This is a genomic window from Candidatus Poriferisodalis sp. (assembly GCF_965221945.1).
In the GTDB taxonomy this organism is placed as follows: Bacteria; Actinomycetota; Acidimicrobiia; order Acidimicrobiales; family Poriferisodalaceae; genus Poriferisodalis.
Map to the genome: position 1 here is coordinate 2,863,601 of NZ_OZ244925.1, position 14,800 is coordinate 2,878,400.

The 14,800-nt window shown below is 65.8% G+C and carries 17 protein-coding genes and 1 pseudogene; 10 read left to right on the forward strand and 8 right to left on the reverse strand.

The features are described from left to right. The first annotated feature begins 35 nt into the window (after positions 1–35). The 3 genes and pseudogenes from ACOQPH_RS13330 to ACOQPH_RS13340 all read left to right on the forward strand — a co-directional run bounded on the left by ACOQPH_RS13330 (position 36) and on the right by ACOQPH_RS13340 (position 3,015). Complete coding sequence (locus tag ACOQPH_RS13330; protein WP_420621869.1) at positions 36–1,535, forward strand: ABC transporter ATP-binding protein/permease; 1,500 nt, start codon at positions 36–38, stop codon at positions 1,533–1,535. A 37-nt stretch (positions 1,536–1,572) separates the two neighbouring features. Further along, the gene (locus ACOQPH_RS13335) at positions 1,573–2,169 is read left to right on the forward strand and encodes a hypothetical protein (protein WP_420621870.1); all 597 of its coding nucleotides are present in this window, start codon (positions 1,573–1,575) and stop codon (positions 2,167–2,169) included. Beyond that, positions 2,166–3,015 (forward strand): annotated as a pseudogene (locus tag ACOQPH_RS13340) (nucleotidyl transferase AbiEii/AbiGii toxin family protein). The gene ACOQPH_RS13335 and the pseudogene ACOQPH_RS13340 overlap by 4 nt, the downstream one beginning before the upstream one ends. A gap of 51 nt (positions 3,016–3,066) precedes the next feature. Here the strand turns inward: ACOQPH_RS13340 and ACOQPH_RS13345 are convergent. Both ACOQPH_RS13345 and ACOQPH_RS13350 read right to left on the reverse strand, forming a co-directional pair. Continuing rightward, positions 3,067–3,639 (reverse strand): winged helix-turn-helix domain-containing protein, encoded by a 573-nt coding sequence (locus tag ACOQPH_RS13345; protein ID WP_420621871.1) that lies wholly within the window; start codon positions 3,637–3,639, stop codon positions 3,067–3,069. A gap of 134 nt (positions 3,640–3,773) precedes the next feature. Next, positions 3,774–5,159, reverse strand: a complete 1,386-nt coding sequence (locus ACOQPH_RS13350; protein WP_420621872.1) for a hypothetical protein — start codon at positions 5,157–5,159, stop codon at positions 3,774–3,776. 120 nt (positions 5,160–5,279) lie between these two features. Between ACOQPH_RS13350 and ACOQPH_RS13355 the strand changes: the two genes are divergently transcribed. From ACOQPH_RS13355 to ACOQPH_RS13370, 4 genes are all read left to right on the forward strand, one after another. Next, positions 5,280–5,447, forward strand: coding sequence for a hypothetical protein (locus tag ACOQPH_RS13355; RefSeq protein ID WP_420621873.1), 168 nt, complete (start codon positions 5,280–5,282; stop codon positions 5,445–5,447). A gap of 545 nt (positions 5,448–5,992) precedes the next feature. After that, on the forward strand, positions 5,993–8,803 hold the full coding sequence (locus ACOQPH_RS13360) for a DUF2339 domain-containing protein (protein WP_420621874.1): 2,811 nt from the start codon (positions 5,993–5,995) through the stop codon (positions 8,801–8,803). Beyond that, positions 8,800–8,970, forward strand: coding sequence for a hypothetical protein (locus ACOQPH_RS13365; protein WP_420621875.1), 171 nt, complete (start codon positions 8,800–8,802; stop codon positions 8,968–8,970). The genes ACOQPH_RS13360 and ACOQPH_RS13365 overlap by 4 nt, the downstream gene beginning before the upstream one ends. Before the next feature lie 232 nt (positions 8,971–9,202). Beyond that, positions 9,203–9,538, forward strand: a complete 336-nt coding sequence (locus ACOQPH_RS13370; protein WP_420621876.1) for an antitoxin Xre/MbcA/ParS toxin-binding domain-containing protein — start codon at positions 9,203–9,205, stop codon at positions 9,536–9,538. Positions 9,539–9,621: 83 nt separating this feature from the next. Here the strand turns inward: ACOQPH_RS13370 and ACOQPH_RS13375 are convergent, their stop codons facing one another. From ACOQPH_RS13375 to ACOQPH_RS13385, 3 genes are all read right to left on the reverse strand, one after another. Beyond that, on the reverse strand, positions 9,622–9,942 hold the full coding sequence (locus tag ACOQPH_RS13375; RefSeq protein WP_420621877.1) for a helix-turn-helix domain-containing protein: 321 nt from the start codon (positions 9,940–9,942) through the stop codon (positions 9,622–9,624). 104 nt (positions 9,943–10,046) lie between these two features. Beyond that, positions 10,047–10,286 (reverse strand): helix-turn-helix domain-containing protein, encoded by a 240-nt coding sequence (locus tag ACOQPH_RS13380; RefSeq protein WP_420621878.1) that lies wholly within the window; start codon positions 10,284–10,286, stop codon positions 10,047–10,049. A gap of 25 nt (positions 10,287–10,311) precedes the next feature. Continuing rightward, positions 10,312–11,061 (reverse strand): DUF5131 family protein, encoded by a 750-nt coding sequence (locus ACOQPH_RS13385; RefSeq protein ID WP_420621879.1) that lies wholly within the window; start codon positions 11,059–11,061, stop codon positions 10,312–10,314. Positions 11,062–11,348: 287 nt separating this feature from the next. Between ACOQPH_RS13385 and ACOQPH_RS13390 the strand changes: the two genes are divergently transcribed. Continuing rightward, on the forward strand, positions 11,349–12,095 hold the full coding sequence (locus ACOQPH_RS13390) for a RelA/SpoT domain-containing protein (RefSeq protein ID WP_420621880.1): 747 nt from the start codon (positions 11,349–11,351) through the stop codon (positions 12,093–12,095). Positions 12,096–12,120: 25 nt separating this feature from the next. Continuing rightward, positions 12,121–12,408, forward strand: coding sequence for a hypothetical protein (locus ACOQPH_RS13395; RefSeq protein ID WP_420621881.1), 288 nt, complete (start codon positions 12,121–12,123; stop codon positions 12,406–12,408). Positions 12,409–12,419: 11 nt separating this feature from the next. Here the strand turns inward: ACOQPH_RS13395 and ACOQPH_RS13400 are convergent, their stop codons facing one another. The 3 genes from ACOQPH_RS13400 to ACOQPH_RS13410 all read right to left on the reverse strand — a co-directional run bounded on the left by ACOQPH_RS13400 (position 12,420) and on the right by ACOQPH_RS13410 (position 13,892). Further along, on the reverse strand, positions 12,420–12,728 hold the full coding sequence (locus tag ACOQPH_RS13400) for a hypothetical protein (RefSeq protein WP_420621882.1): 309 nt from the start codon (positions 12,726–12,728) through the stop codon (positions 12,420–12,422). A 619-nt stretch (positions 12,729–13,347) separates the two neighbouring features. After that, a complete protein-coding gene (locus ACOQPH_RS13405; protein WP_420621883.1) occupies positions 13,348–13,494 on the reverse strand; it encodes a hypothetical protein in 147 nt (48 codons plus the stop codon). A gap of 77 nt (positions 13,495–13,571) precedes the next feature. Continuing rightward, positions 13,572–13,892, reverse strand: coding sequence for a helix-turn-helix domain-containing protein (locus tag ACOQPH_RS13410; RefSeq protein WP_419921250.1), 321 nt, complete (start codon positions 13,890–13,892; stop codon positions 13,572–13,574). 214 nt (positions 13,893–14,106) lie between these two features. Here ACOQPH_RS13410 and ACOQPH_RS13415 point away from each other — a divergent pair, with 214 nt between their 5' ends. Next, positions 14,107–14,784 (forward strand): MBL fold metallo-hydrolase, encoded by a 678-nt coding sequence (locus ACOQPH_RS13415; protein WP_420621884.1) that lies wholly within the window; start codon positions 14,107–14,109, stop codon positions 14,782–14,784. Positions 14,785–14,800: the final 16 nt, after the last annotated feature.

Sequence of the window (14,800 nt, forward strand, 5' to 3'; positions counted from 1 at the left end):
CGTGATGGCCAGCTCGGACGACCGTGGGCTACGCCGTGACCCTGCTGGACGTCGAGTCGCTGACCAAGCGGTACGGCTCGATCGTCGCTGTCGATGACCTGTCGTTCTCGGTGGCGCCCGGGGAGACGCTCGGGCTGCTGGGCCCCAACGGTGCAGGCAAAACCACCACGATGGGCTGCATCGTCGGCCTGCTGGAGCCCGACGGCGGGCGGGTCGCCGTCGACGGGCTGGCGCCGAAGTCGAAACCGGTCAGCGCCATGGTCGGCTATGCGGCTCAGCGCACGGCGCTGTACCTGTCACTGCGAGTGTCGGAGAACCTGGCCTATTTCGGCGGCCTGTACGGCCTGCGGGGCAGGTCGCTGGCAGAGGCGGCGGCGAAGATCGTCGACCTGTTCGACCTCGACGCGCTGACCGGGCGCAGGGTGAAGGACCTCAGCGAGGGGCAGGCGAAGCTGGTCCATCTGGCGACGGCCGTGATCCACGAGCCCAGGCTGCTGCTGGTCGATGAGCCAACGGCGGGCCTGGACGTGTCGGCGCGGCGGCGGGTGATCGACGGCATCCGTCGGCTCGCGGCCCAGGGCACCGCAGTCATCTTCAGCACCCACTACCTCGAGGAAGCCGACGAAGCGTGCGACTCGCTCGTGATCCTCGACCACGGCCGGCGGGTCGCAGCCGGGCCGCTCGGGGAATTGCTTGCCGCCGACCCCGACCCGGCGGCGGGAGTAGCGATGACTAGCACCCTCCTTGTCGCCCGCAACGAGTTGCGGCTGCTGCGGCGCGATCCGTTCCCGCTGTTCGTGCTGGTCGGCATGCCGGGCGTGCTGCTGTTCTTCGTGACCGACGCGATCATCGGCGGGCCGGCTCACTCGGTCCCCGCTCTGGCGTCGCTGTTCGCGCTCATGGGAACCGGATCGATGGGGTTCTCGTTCTTCCGCGAGCACGGATGGGGCACCTGGGACCGGCTGCGCATCGCCCCGATCCGCACGATCCACATCGTCGCAGGCAAAGCCATCCCGATGCTGGCGGTGACCGTGTGCCAGCAACTCATCCTGGTCGCCATCGGCATCGCCGTGTTCAACCTCGAGGTGCCAGGCGGCCCAGCCCAGCTCGTCACAGCCGCGCTGGGGTGCTCGGCGATGTACGTCGCCCTGGCGATCGCGTTGACGTCGCTGTGCCGGACCATGTCTCAGCTCAACGCCGCCTCGATGCTCGGCACCATGGCGATAGCGGACGCCGGCGGGGCCATCGCACAGGGTGACGGCGCTGCCGGGCTGGGTGCAGGCCATCGCCCCAGCCAGCCCCGTGTACTGGGTAATCGACGCCTACCGCAGCGTGCTCACCGGCGAACAGGGCTTCGGCCGAGCCATCGGGATGCTGCTCGGGTTCGCGATCCTGTTCACCGTCGTGACCCTGTGGGCGTTCCGAGCCGAGAAGCCAAAGGAGAGCTACGCCGGCGAGTGATTTCGGACACGTCCCGGCGTGCCGAAGTACAGGGTGTCGATGTCGCCGACAGGGCGGTCACCTTGGGTGCCTGACCGCAGGAATGAGAAGATGTTGCTACGATATTTTCCCATGAGTACCGCCCGAGTCGTTCGTGACCATGTCGAGCGCATCCCCACGCGTTCGTTCTTGTCCCGAGCTGACCTGCCTGGGGTCGGCCACGCGATCGACTGCGAACTTGCGCGGATGGCGAGCAGGAATGAGCTTGTGCGCGTCTACAAGGGGCTCTATTGGAAAGGACCCCAAACCCGCGCTGGCATGCCCGCACCGGCGCCCATGGACGTCGGTCTGCAGGTCGCGGGCAGCGGCTCTGGTCCCGCGGAATTCTCGGCTGCCGCGAGCCTCGGCCTCACTACCCAGGTTCCTTCGGTCGACGTTGTTGCCGTGGCAGGACGGGCGCCACGACCTCCTAAGGGAGTGGCGTTCGTGTCTCGTGCTGCTGATCGCAGGTTCCGAAGTCTGCAACCGCTGGAGGTAGCGGTGCTCGAGTTGGTGCGGGACGGCACTCGCTTCATCGAGGTCGACTGGGAGCGGGCGGCCGCTGTCGTTGCACGGCTCGCCGAGTCCGGCGCCATCCGCCCCCAACAGATCGGCGAGCAGATCCACAGCGAGCATCATGTGGCCGCGCGCGGACGCTGGCGACTCCTCGCCGAACGAATCGGATCATGACGCTCAGCCTGCGCGACGAGTTGGACGAACTCGAGGGATACGTGAGCGCCGTTGCGCTCGCCTCAGGCATTCCCGTGTCCCACGTCGAGAAGGACTTCTGGGTCACGGAGGCGCTGAGAGGCATCGCCGATGCGTCGCAAGCCACTGGCTGCTCGGTGATCTTCAAGGGCGGCACGAGCTTGTCGAAAGCTCACCGGCTCATCAAGAGGTTCTCCGAGGACGTCGACTTGCTCGTGGTGCTCCACGACGACAACGGGAGTCAAGCGCACTGTCAACTTGCGCTACCCGGCGAGATTCTCGCCTGCTTCGCTGAAGAGCGATGTGATAGTGGAAATCGGTTCCCGCGGCGGAGCGATACCAAGCACGCTCATCGAGGTCTCGTCAATCATCTCGGAGTACACAGCCAGCACAGGACTCAATCCTGACTATGCCGAGAATCAGCCGGTGCCGATGCTGGTGCTTGATCCCGTTCGGACCCTCGTCGAGAAGCTCATGATCCTTCACAACGCCGCCGAAGTCGGAGACGCCGAGCGGCGACGCAAGACAGCGCGCCACTACTACGACGTCGATGCACTGCTGCGAGAGCCGCGGATCTTGGCCGAACTGGAACAGGTACAAGTCGACGTGCTTGCCCGAGAGGTTTCCCAGCACTCACAGGCTGTCCAACTGTCCAGCTCCAACCGACCGATTGGCGGTTTCGCAGAGAGTTCAGCTTGGGGGGAGTGCCCGGACTGGCTCGTCCAGGCATACGACGACGTCACTCGACGACTGGTTTGGCCGACTGCACACATCTCGACGCTCGAACAGTGCTGCCAACGAGTCCGCGATCACGGCGAACTACTCTGACACGTTCCACGGGATGCAACAAGCACCGGGCCGGCGATAGCTGCGTGGTGCCTATCTCGGATAGTTGGCGCGCGACGGGTCGGCGAAGAAGATGACCTGAGGTCGTTCACCTCTGAGCGCTGTCGATTTGGACCAGAGGCCGGCCGGTAACGGTTGCTCCTCGGCGCCGGAGAGTGCCGCATAGAGCGAGTCTCGGTCCGGCGCGCCGAGAACCAGGGTGTCGATGTCGCCGACGGGGCTGTCGCCCTGGGCGCCCGACCAACGGGCCGCCCACGACCCGTAGATGTACGCGACCTCGATGCCGTCGATGCCGTCGAGCGCTTCTGCGAGTACCTGCGGGGGCCCGAATGCCTTCACCAGCACGTCGGCGAGCCCCCGGTAGTAGGGGCTGTCGGTGTTCGCTCGCACAAGTCGGACGTTGCCGATCTTGCGGCTCGTGACGATGCCGGCGGATTGTGCCCGTTCGATCTCGCGGTGCGCCGAACTGATCGGAACGCCCACCATCGCAGCAATGTCCGTGACGCTGGCCTCAAGTTCGGGGTCGCCGAGCAGCCGAGCCAGAATCTCGCCCTGCTGGCGCGACCGCAGCAGCGGGAGCAGCTTCGGCGTAGGTTTTCTTCCCATATTTAGGAAAATATATCCCGAATTATGGAATCAACGGATTTCCGGCAGTCGGCCGTGCCGCCGACCACCTCCGATACACGTGGACAGCCTCCTGGGAGCCTCCAGAGTTCCGGGGCTCCCGCCCGCTGGTCCACTCACCACAGCGAGTCGCGTGGACCCGCCCCGACGTGGCGCAAGTACGTGAGCGCCGCTGTGACACCTGTCGGGGTCAGCACGAGACGCCGGTTGGGCCACTGATCGCGTTCGGTCACCAGGCCGCACACTCGCCACACGCCCGACATGCCCCCAAGCGCCCACGACACATCGTGGATCGACGGCGCGAGGGGTTCCCCGCCGCTCGTCGCTGACCAGCCCATGTCCGCGGCTGCCGATTCCACACGGGCGCACAGCGCGTCGTGCAGCATCTCATCTGCGCTGTTGACCAGGTGCAACAGCGCCGTCTCGCACACGAAGCCGTCCCAGCCCGACGGCACGAGATGCCGCGTGAGCCTGTCCCACGCCTTCGAGTGATCCACCGCCATCTCCGCTCCGGCGGCGGTGCGGAGCAACGTGCCCTTGCGCTTGCGCAACGCGCCTGCTTGTTGAAGCCATTCCCGGAGCTCGAGCAGCACCACGTCGTCGGTCTCGCTCCGCGGCGGCCGGTCCGGCTCGATGGAGTAGCTCCAGGGCCGCTCGTGCTGCACCGCCCGAACGAACGACTGCGTGAGGTAGCCGGCTGCGGTCAAGGCCTGCTCATCGCCGAATTGCGCGAGCAGCCACATTGCCGGGCGCAGCGCATCTGCGGCGCCGCTCGGCGGCTCGACGGGGTGCAGCAGCCGGTTCGCCACCGCTGCCCGGGCCGCTCCCAACTGCTCGCTCCGCCGCTGCGCAGCGGCGACCCACTGTTCGAGTCGTTCGGTGATGACGACTGTCCGCCACGACTGGCCCGGCAGTACTGGATGATCGGCGTCCAAGCCAGCCGCCGCGACCTGTGCTTGGCTGACCCGCCAACCGCGGCCCCCCACGACGAGCTCCCCGGCCGATATCGCACGTTCGAGGGTGTCTTCGACCACCGAGCGAGCTGCTGCTTCCTGTGCCCCCATCACGTCGCTCCACGCGAAGCCGGCCACATCAGGCGGGACGATCCCCGATCGCTGCATCGCCTGGCGCAACGCAGCGATCCCTTCGCTGCCGCTGCGGTCGAACGCAGCATGCACCCTCGCCGTCTCCGACGATCGGCAGATCGCCCCGTATCCGTACAGCCCCATCTCGTCGAACAGCGCTGCCGCAGCACCCGCCAGCCGGCCCATGTAGCCAATCTCGTCGGTGATGTACTTCGTCGGAACGATGTACCAGAGCCATTCCTGCACGGCAGCTTGGCGCAGCACGCCGGGCCCTTCGCCCCAGGTCATCGACTCATAAGCGTCGGCTGCGCCACGAGCCAGCTCGGGGTCACGAGCCGCGATGCGAGCAATCGCGTCGCTGACATCGGGCTCGGAGAGTTCCGATGGGGCGAAGCGATTGGCGGCAGCATCGGTCATCGGAACATCCTGCCTCGTACGCCGCGCCGCAGCCACGCATGCGAACCGTCTTGGTGACGGCGACGGGTGATTCGCACCGACATAAGGGCAATTACACACGGCGTCTAGGCTCGATCTGCGATGGCTGTCCGTCGGGTTGTGGTCGACAACGCCTTCGACTCCCGCAGCGGCATTGACACCAAGGCTGGGCATGGTCTCTCCAGCCCCGCGACTGGGACCCTCAATCTCTCGAATCTGCGAAGGCTCACCCAATGGTTCCTGCTGTACTTGCACTCTTCGGCGCGCTGATCGGCCTTGCCGCTGGTCCAGCAGGCATCCCGATAGGAGCCGCCATCGGCTACCTGATCGGACGAGATGTTCAGGCTCGTGAGATGCGCTCTCGCGTGGACTCGCTCGAGCGGACTGTCGAGGTCTTGCGTCACCCTCCTGCTCCTCCAAAGACCGCCGATGAGCCAGAAACGGCTCGTGGGGCTGCGCAACCGTCTCCCGAGACCCAAGCGACCCCTCCCGCACGGCATCAAACGTCGAGCCGTTCGCCGAGACCAAGACCCGCACCAAGCCCTTCGCCAGAACCAGAACACGACCCGGAGCCAGAACTCGAGCCGGAACCGCCGCCCGAGTTGTCCGAGCCCGAACCAGAACCGCCGAAGCCAGGACCTGCTCCACGCCCCGCACCGCGCCCAGCTTCAATGCCCGCCACCGTGCGGGGGCCGACGGTGCCCGCAGCAAGGCCGCCGCAAGCGCCTCGTCTGCCCGCAAGACCGCCAGAGCCCAGCTGGGTCACCGTTGCTGTTGCCCGTGCACGCACTTGGCTGCTGACCGGCAACTCCCCCGTGAAGATCGGGATCATTCTCTCGCTGATCGGGCTGGGATTCCTGCTGCGGGAAGCAGCAGTCCGCGGCTGGGTGGACCTCACCATCGAGATGCGCCTCGCAGCGGCAACCGTGTTCGGGCTCGCCATGCTGGCATTCGGCTGGCACCAACGAACGAAACGTCCCATCTACGGCCTCAGCCTGCAGGGCGGCGGGATCGCTGTCCTGTACTTGGTGACGCTCGCCTCGTACGCCTTGTACGAGCTTGTGGGCGCGCCGGTGGCTCTCGCTGCTGTTGTGCTGATCACCGTTGCTGCCGGCGCGCTCGCCATGGTCCAGAACTCACTGACACTGGCGATGCTGGGGCTCGTCGGCGGCTTCTCCGCTCCTCTGCTGGCCTTTGCGTGGCCCCAAGACCACTTCGAGGTGTTCGGCTTCTACGCGGTTCTCGGCGTGGCCGTGGTCGCCGTGAGCAGGCTGAAGGCGTGGCCGACACTGGTGCTGTCGGGTTACGCCTTCACGTTCGTCGTGGCCGGGCTGTGGCTGCTTGCGAGACAGGACGACAGCGACTGGGTGCAACTGCAGCCATTCGTCGCGTTCTTCGTGCTGTTGTACGCACTCGTCCCGTTGGTCTGGCCGCCGGTGGCGTCCTCACGCCCCGAACCCATCGGCTTCAAAGACGCATGGAACGCGCCGCTGGTGTTCTGCACGCCGTTCGCAGGGCTGGCAATGCAAGCGCTGCTGGTCGGCCATATGCGCTACGGCGTGGCAATCAGCAGCGCCGTGCTCGCCTTGGCGCACGTTGCATTGCGCGAACTGGCCCGCAATCTGAGACCCGCAGACAAGCAGATCGTGGTCGCCTATACGGCACTCGCCGTGGCGTTCAGCGCTACCGCTGTTCCGCTGTTCTTGGGCGCGTCCGCCACGTCAGCCATCTGGGCTGTGCAGGGCGCGGTGCTCGTGTGGGCCAGCGCACGATGGGGCTCACGGCTGGCGCTGGTGGGCGGCGCTGTCCTGCAGGCGGCCGCTGCTGTCGCGTATGTGGTGCGAATTGCGGCCGCCTCGACCGCCTGGGACTCTCCCGCGGTCTTCGGGTTCTGGGCCGAGGCCACGCCTGTCTTCAATGTGTTCTCGCTCGGCGCGGTCGTGCTTGCGGCCTGCGGACTCGCCAGCGCGGAGTTCCTGCGCCGCTCGTCGCATCTCGAAGATTGGCACCCATGGCCGCAGAACGTGGCGTTGGTGTGGGGCGCCGGCTGGTTCCTGTTCGCCGAGACTGCCGCTGTCTGGCTGCGACTTGGGCTGATGCCCGCTGTCGGGTTGTGGGCAGTGCAGGGTGCTGCGCTGATGTGGGTGGCGTCGAAGCGCCGTTCGATGCCGGTTGCTGTAGTCGGCATCACCATGCAGGTCATAGCTGCCGTCGCGGCAGCACTCAAGATGGCCGACGATGCTGCCAACCTGTCGCCTGGCTCGTTCGAGTTCTGGGCGGACTCGACCCCGTTTGCGAACCAGTACTTCGGCGTAGCTGTTCTGCTGGCCGCCTGCGGCATCGCGAGTGCCGTGATCATCCACAGGTCAGCGTCAGCGCTCGACAATGCCCGAGTCCCGATGATGTGGCTGTCGTTGCTCTGGGGCGTCGGCTGGTGGCTGTTCGCCGCTGCGGCGCAGCTGTGGGTGTTGACCGACGACTACCGGCTGTGGGCGCTGTCGCTGCTGGTGATCGGCACCGCCTCAGCGGTGGTGGTCGCTGGTCGGGCGCTGAAGTGGGATGAGCTCGAGTGGGCCGGTGTGCTGATGCTGCCGACGCTCGCGGTGGCCTTGGCGATCGCGGTGATCAGCAAGGACTCTCCGTCTGCTGATTGGGGCTGGACAGCATGGCCGTTCATGATCTTGGCGTACGCAGTGTTCCTGCGCACCGGTGGGGACAAACTCAAGGCCGCCGGTCTCTACGGCGGCTTGTACTGCGTTGTGAGCGTGTTCTTGGCCGCTGAGGTCTACGGCCAATTGGCACAGGTCGCCGATGGGGAATGGCCGCTGTACGGGGCTGGGGCCGCGGTCCTGCTGTGGCTGGAGGCCTCCTTGCTCGCTCGCCGGCACGCGTCATGGTTCGTGGGCGACGGCTGGCGTAGCTGCCTGCTGTATGGCATCACGCCGGCTGCGTGGACTGCTGCGGCGGGCGCTGCCATTGCTGTGGTGCGCCACCACGGAAGCGTCGACCCGCTGCCGTTCGTGCCAATTCTGAATCCGATCGACATCTTTGCGACGGCTGCGGTGCTCGTGATGCTGCGGTGGAGGAGAGAGATGGTCGCGGAGCTGTCCGCCGATTCGGACGGCCTGACGCCGGCAGTGGCGAGTTTGCTGCGCGTGGCTGCGGCACCATGGCTTCCGGCGCTGAGCGCAGGGGGCGTGGCTGCTCTCACGATGACCGCCGCTCGATCTGTCCATCATTGGGCGGATGTGCCGTTCGAGCTGAGATCGCTCGTGTACTCCACTGAGCTGCAGGTTGCGGTGTCGATCCTGTGGGCTGCGACCGCGTTGGCTGCGATGGTCGTCGGTGTGAGAGCCGCCGACCGGCGCATCTGGATCGTCGGCGCGTCGTGGATGGGCGTCGTGGTGGTCAAGCTGTTCTTGATCGATCTGGCAAACCTGGCAACGCTGCCGAAAGCCGCTTCGTTCATCGGCGTCGGATTCCTGCTGCTGATCGTTGGTTATCTGGCTCCGGTGCCGCCAGCGCAGGCCAAGGACGAGGAGCCGGTTGACGAAACCGACGACGAACCAGGAATGCACGGTGGATCCCTGACAGGCGGTGCTGACAGGGGTCAAGAAGCCCGGTGACCCGGTGGTTCTCCTGGGACCGGCTGCGCATCGCCCCGATCCGCACGATCGACATCGTGGGAGGCAAGGTCATCCCGATGCTGCTCGGGTTCGGTGCCCTGTTCACCGCCGTGACCCTGTGGGCGTTCCGAGCTGAGAAGCCGAAAGACAGCTACCTCGGCGAGTGATTCCGGGCGGACTGTCCGAGTGAACGCGACGGTCGGCCGGAGACAAATCGCAATCTCGTTGCTAGCTGTGGCGGACCGCCGCCCAAGACGACTGAACCCCGGAAGCCGCTCAAGAAGCGACCCCTCGGGGTTGTCGAGGACATCATAGACGACGTTCCTCGATCGACGTTCTAGCGACATATGATATGTCGTTGTGGCGACAATTTGCAGTATGAGAGGATGACACCAACTGGTGACTGCAATCGGGAAACTCGTCGAGCACCTGTACGAAGGCGGCGTCGTGGACACGGCCGATCTTGCCCGGGTGAGCGACACCAACCCCCGCAGCGTCGCTCGCTGGCGCACGCAGCAAACAGCTCCCCGCCGAGAGGCGGAAGAACGATTGCTCGAGCTGCGAGCGGTCGTCGACCTCGCCCGCAGAATCATCCGTGAAGATGCCATCAGGCTCTGGCTGCGGTCACCCGACCCGGACCTCGGCTACCGAAAGCCGCTGGACGTCATCGCCTCCGGCGAGTACCAACGCGTGATCGATCTGCTGCTCGCGCTCGCGGAGGGCGTCACGTCCTGACATGAACGAAGTCGACCCCCGGCTGGTCGCTCTCGCCCCACGACAACCGCTGACGTTTGACCCTGAGCGACAATCAGGAAGACTCAGGCAACTTGCACTGCGTCGCGGAGTTGGCTGGGAGGCTCGGCGGGAAACGACAGCACGAGGTGTCGGTTCAGCCCGGACGCAACGCGAACGAGGGTGTCGATTCGGTTGCGTGCTCCGCCGCCTTCCTCGAGGCGCGAGATCACCGACTGGGTCGTGCCCATGCGCTCTGCGAGCTCGCGCTGGCTCAGGCCCGCCTGGACCCGCAGATCGTGGATGAGCTGGCCCAATGCAAGATCCTGCTCGACAGCGGCACGCGTCGGCGGGGAAGGCTCGCCGCGGCCGGCTTTGACATCCTCCCAACGAGATCGGTTAGCCACAGCTCGGCTCCATCACGGTTCGCGACCCGCGCGATTATCGCATTATTGCGATGATGCTGCCAATGCGGTCTGGACGAGCCGAGGACTCAAGTCGTCGGGTCGGATCAGGCGCCGATCAGAACGCGACCGTCCTCAAATACGGCCGCAATCTCCAGTTCACCGCCCAGCTCTCCGACGATCGACTTGAGCAGCCCATGCGACAGGCCGATCTCACCGCTCTCAATCTGGGAAATCGCCGATTGCGATTTGCCGATCATCGCCGCTAGCTCGGCCTGCATCACTCCGAGCGCATGGCGGAGATCGCTCAGCGCGTACGTCGTGATCTCGGAGACTGCACGCAGCATGGCCTCGTCGATCCGTCGAGCACGCTCAGGATCGAGCCACCCTGACCGGTAGCTGGTCCCACAGCTCGCCCTCGAGTTCCCGGCCACCGGCCTTGGGCGTTCTGCCTCCCCACTGCTTGAAGAAGAACGCCACGCCGGCCGAGGTGCAGGTGTCGCGAAGCTCGGTGACCCAGTCCAGCTCCATGGGCCGGGCGCCGGCACCGGACTCGCCGCCGGCAATCACCCAGCCGATGCCCGCAAGATCGAGCTCGCCGAGCGGGCCGAGCAACGGCTCGGCACTCACGAACCTCACCGCTGCGGGCACCTTGCGCAGGTGATCGATGCGGAAGGCGTACCGGCGAGTCTCGACGCTCACGCCCATCCACAGGTTCGACGGCCAGTCGAGCTCGCCTGCGATCCTGCTCAGCCGCTGCGCTCGCTTGGTGAGCACCTGGTAGGTGTGCTGGGGCGTCTCGCGGATCACCTCGAAGACCTGCGCGATGAACTCGGGCGGCACATCGTCATGGAAGAGATCGCTCATCGAATCCACGAAGACCAGCCGCGGTGCGCTCCAGCGACGAGGCACGTCGAGCGACGAGGGATGCAGAGTCAGCTTGAAACCGGGCCCGCTCGTCGGTGGGTCTCCATCGTTCTGGTACTTCGGCGACCCCATCGCCTTGAGCCGCTTCGACAACGTGAGCGCGTAGCAACGGTCGCAACCCGGGGACGTCCGATCGCAGCCCGAGGTCGGGTTCCACGTCGCCTCGGTCCACTCGATCGCCGACTTGTCAGCCACGCGCCCACCGTAAGGCCAAGTTGTGACAACCAAGAGATCGGATTCGGTGGCAGCGACGAGGTCCCACAAAGCGCAACCCCGGCTAGCGGCCCGAAGCGTCCGGCCCCTGCGGCCTCCAGCATGAATCGCTGGGTCTTGTCGACCGTCTTGCCCGTGCCGATGGCAGCCGTGGCGAGCTTGTCGCGCCAACGACGTCGTTCGTTGCCGCTGCAGTCGCCGTTCGCGTCCGATGCCGCCGTGCTGGCTCGGGGGGCGCACGGCGTCGGTGGCCTCATAGTCTGCGTGCCGTGCCGGCTGATTCGCTGCAGCTCAGCAAGAACCAGATCAACAAGGCCGGTCGCACTCTGCGCCGGTACTTCTCCAAGACCCAGCCGATACCAACCGGCGCAGAGGCACGCTCCGCTTTGGGGGTCCTGCGCAACTACCGGAGCGCGCACAGCGCCGCTCTCCTCAGCGCTCGCATGGGCCTGCAGTCGTGCATTCGCACCGAGGAAGTACTCGACATCATCCTGTCCCAGCGCCTCAAGCGGATCCCGACCATCATTGACAAGCTCAGCCGCCAGCCGACGATGGCCCTCACCACGATGGCCGACATCGCCGGCTGCAGGGCCGTATTCCTCACTCAAGAAGACGTCAACCGGGTCCGGGCCCGATTCATGAGCAACGCCCTCAGGCGAAGCCGCCGCTCCGGTCAGACATTCACGGACCGGGTCTATGACTACGTCGCCGAACCTCGCGACACTGGATATCGGGCGATCCACATCCACACCACCTACCAGGGAATGCGCGTCGAGGTGCAACTGCGCACCCTCATCCAGCACGCTTGGGCCGTCCGAGTCGAGGACAGGTCAACTGAGACCGGCGTCGACCTCAAGAGCGGACACGGGCCCGAAGAAGAACTTGCCCTATACCGGCGCATGGCGGAGACGATCGCCGAAGTCGACAACGAGATCAGTCACAGCGCTGACCCCGTGTCGGCGGCGCTCCTGTCGCCGCTGTACGCTGCGCGCATTCACCGCGACAAGTGGCTCTGACCGTGCCAGCGAAACCAGGACCGAAATGTCACCCAAGCCCCACACCACATACTTCCTCGTCGTATTCGACAACGACACCGGCCGACGCATCTCGCTCAACGCCATCGACGACCCCAACGAGGCCATCCGCCGCTACGACGAGATCGAGGACACCTACCTCGACCAGCCCAGGGTCGAGGTAGTGCTGTTGGGCGCAGCCTCCGAGGACGCCATCCGCGTCACCCACCCTCGCTACTTCTATGACGGCTATCACAGCTCTGACTCGATCAAGTCGATGATGGCTCCCTTCAAGCACCTCATCCCCGCCAACTGACCCCCAACGCACTACCAGCGGCGTCGTTTCGTAGCCGCGACCGCGGCCGTGAGATCTTCGACTGACACCGCAGTTCGGTTGCCTCTCATGGCGATTCGAATCGCAGTCCACGCGGTCGCTTCGACGGCCGCATGGGGCAGGCCACGGAGCCGCGTCCCCATCTCGTCGATGGGCGGCGGTCCCGACTTCACGTACTTCAGCCCGCGTCCCAGGAGCATCCGGATTTCCCTCACGGTCGGAAGGGGGAACTCGACGACTTCGTCGAAGCGCCGCCAAAGCGCTCGGTCGAGGATCTCTTCGTGGTTTGTTGCGGCGTTCATTGACGGTCTAGCTCAGGCGAGGTGCGGTTCCAAACAGAAATGAGGCTCAAGGCGTGGCCGGTCACGCGGCGGCGATCTCGTGGAAGTGCTTGACGATCTCTTCAAACGACTGAACCCCGGAAGCCGCTTGGAAAGCGACCCCTCGGGGTTGTCGATCACACCCTAACCAAGACCTCCGCGGGACAGAAAGACCCATTCACTATGAACGCGAGGTGGTCTCGCCAGCCGAACTCGAGCAGCTGGTCTCTGTTCAACGGTTCGAGACCTACGTGACGCTCTCCCACGGAGACCACTCACTTGCCGCCGAACTGGACGAGTGGACTGGAGCCACCACCGGAGCCCTCTTCACCTTCGCCTTCTGGCGTTACATCGTCTCGGGCCGGTACGAGGAATCGTTCTGGAATACCGCTCTCGCGGCCGACCTCCTGCAACCCTCAAGAGTGCCTGGTCTGTCGGCCGCGCCATCGCAATGCTGTTCGGCTTCGATGCCCTGTTCACCGCTGTCACCCTGTGGAAGTTCCGAGCCGAACAGCCGAAAGAGAGCTTCCTCGGAGAGTGAGCAATTCCGAGCGTCCGTCGTCAACGTAGTGCGGCATGCCGCCTTGCGGTCTAGCCCGAGCTACGCCCTGCGCCGCGCGGAAATCGACGGGCTGTCAGGGCGTAACTCGGAGATCGCTCGTAGCTTGGCCTCGTCGATCCGCCGAGCGCGTTCGGAATCGCGCCGTGCTTCGTCTCGCAGTTCGCTGAAGTTCCTAGTGCTCGGCATCAGAGAGTCCTCCGGTCCGCTGTCACGACACGGCGCAGGCGTCGTAGATGGCCACCGCCGCGGATCTCGCACCCGCTTCAGGCAACTTGGACTGCGTCGCGGAGTTGGCTGGGAGGCTCCGCGGGAAACGACAGCACGAGGTGTCGGTTCAGCCCGGAGGCGACGCGGGCGAGGGTGTCGATTCGGTTTCGTGCTCCGCCGCCCTCCTCAAGGCGCGAGATCACCGATTGGGTCGTGCCCATGCGCTCTGCCAGCTCGCGCTGGCTCAGGCCCGCCTGCACCCGGAGATCGTGGATGAGCTGGCCCAATGCAAGATCCTGCTCGACGGCGGCACGTGTCGGCGGGGAGGGCTCGCCGCGGCCTGCCTTGACATCCTCCCAACGGGATCGGTTAGCCACAGCTCGGCTCCATCACGGTTGTCGGCAAACAGCATCATCGTATTATTGCGATAATGCTGTCAAAGCGATGTCGCCCCCGCCGCGGGCCGCCGCGCTGCGGCTCACCGAGGCCGGTGTCTCACGCCGTGATGCGGCTCGATTGCTGGGTGTGTCCCACCAACGGGTCCAGCAGCTCGTGGCCGGCTAGGCGCGCCGTGTTGATCCCCGCTGAGCAATGACCGACATCCACCAGCTCCATCTCGGCCACATGAGCCTGCCGGAAAGCCACCCGCGAGCCGCGGAGCGAATCTGCGAGATCTGCTGCTACGTCATCGATCACCCCGACGGGATCATCGTGGTCGACACCGGCCCAAGGGCGGGCCATCCGTTCATCGACAAGCTGTATGCGCCCGACGTGGTGCCGGTCACGAGCGCACTCGCCGCCGCCGGGTTCGACGAGCGCGAGGTTGCTGCGGTGGTCAACACGCACCTGCACTTCGACCACTGCGGTCAGAACCGTCTCCTCGGCCACGCCCCGGTCTGGGTCACCGAAGCTGAGCTGCAGGTGTCGACCACCGAGCTCTACACGGTGCCCGAGTGGGCTCACATCGAGACGAGCCGCCTCCGACTCGCCACAGACGGCGAGCTGATCGCAGGCGGAATCCAGCTGCTGCATACCCCAGGCCACTCCCCCGGGCACCTCTCCGTCGCCGTGCAGACTGAACGGGGCCTCGAGATCGTCGTCGGCCAGGCCTGCTACTCGTGCGCTGAGTTCGCGGCGGCCACGACAACCGCCAGCGACATGCACGATCCCGACTGGCACTCCGTCGGTCTGGAATCCGTGGCCCGGCTGCGCTCCCTGAACCCCACTCGAGCCCACTTCAGCCACGACGCCCAGACGCACGAAGCCTGAGGCTCCGCAAGACCCG